The organism is Aquimarina callyspongiae, from assembly GCF_034322225.1.
In the GTDB taxonomy this organism is placed as follows: domain Bacteria; phylum Bacteroidota; class Bacteroidia; order Flavobacteriales; family Flavobacteriaceae; genus Aquimarina.
The window spans coordinates 1-1382 of the sequence record NZ_JAXLPA010000013.1; the positions used below are offsets into that span (position 1 = coordinate 1).

General features: G+C 43.9%; 1 protein-coding gene. It reads left to right on the top strand.

Features of this window, described 5'->3' with window-relative positions:
* Positions 1-1382 (top strand): SprB repeat-containing protein (locus U0D62_RS25455; protein WP_463428673.1); only part of this gene is annotated, 1382 nt, incomplete at both ends.

Below are 1382 nucleotides of genomic sequence, written 5' to 3' on the forward strand. Positions count from 1 at the left end.
TATACCTTTGAGGCCAGAACGACTACTGATGGATGTATTTATTCTGAAGATTTCACGATTAACAATATTGATTTTATAGCCGTTACAGGATCAGCTACATCAGAGCCTACGTGTAATGGTGATACCGATGGATCCTTATCCTTTACTATTACAGATATTGATTTAACGGCGACCACTTATAGTTATACAATTACTGGAGGTAGTATTACCGGATCTATCACCGGTGGTCCAATCAACACCACTCCTACACCGATTACGGGTCTTGGAGCAGGAACTTATACGATCACCGTTACTGACAACACTACGAGTTGTACTGCTACTGATACTGTAGTCATTACCGAACCTGCAGTATTAGGATTTACTGCTGTAGTTGATGAGGCAGATTGTGGTGCCAATACCGGAACCATTACTGTTACTGCTACAGGCGGCCGAGGTGGTTATGAATACCGATTAGTAAATAGCGGCGGGACTGAAGTAGTGGCCTACCAAAGTTCTAATGTATTTACGAATCTTGGTCCAGACACCTATACTGTTTTTGTTCGAGACGGTAATAGCGCTGCTGCTTGTGAGTTTAGTGATACGGTGACAGTTACCCAAACACTATCCCCTACCATTGCATTAGCTACTGGTGGTGATGCGTGTTATGATACTACTGATCAGGCGAGTCAATGGATTACCATTACTGGTGGCGTTGGTCCGTATACCTATAGTTTAAATGGCGGGGCTCCGGTTGCAATCACCTTTTTAGCCTCTCCACCTAATCCAGCCAACACATTTGAGATTCCAGGATTAACCCCAGGGAGTTATAGTGTTACTGTTTCAGACAGTAATAACTGTCCATCAGGAGCGGTTACTTTTGATATCGAGCCACAGTTAACCATTACCGCCTCTTTAACCAAGGATTTAGATTGTAGTGCCAGTCCTGATGCTACCATTGCGTTTACTATTACAGGAGGAAATGGTTCTAATGTTATAGAAATCATTAGAGACAGTGTTGTGATCGACAACAACTACACAGGCGGTTCTCCTTATACAACCAGTGTAGCAGGAACCTATGAAATTAGAGTAACCGATGCAGAAGGATGTCAAGCGACCTCCACTCCGATCGATGTCAATGCTCTTGTGCCATTAGGCGGGAGTACTAGTGTTGTAGATCCGGATTGTGCTGGTGACGAAGGTTCTATTACCGTTACCGTTACCGGTGGCGTTGGTCCATACACCTATAATTTAGATGCAGGCACGCAAGTTGTAACTACCGGTGCTACTACGACTACCTTTAATAACGTACCCGTAGGCGCTCATGTGATTACCATTACAGATTCTTTAGGATGTGTGATTACTCCTGCATTAAATGCGACTATCACAGCTCCAACCCCAATCAC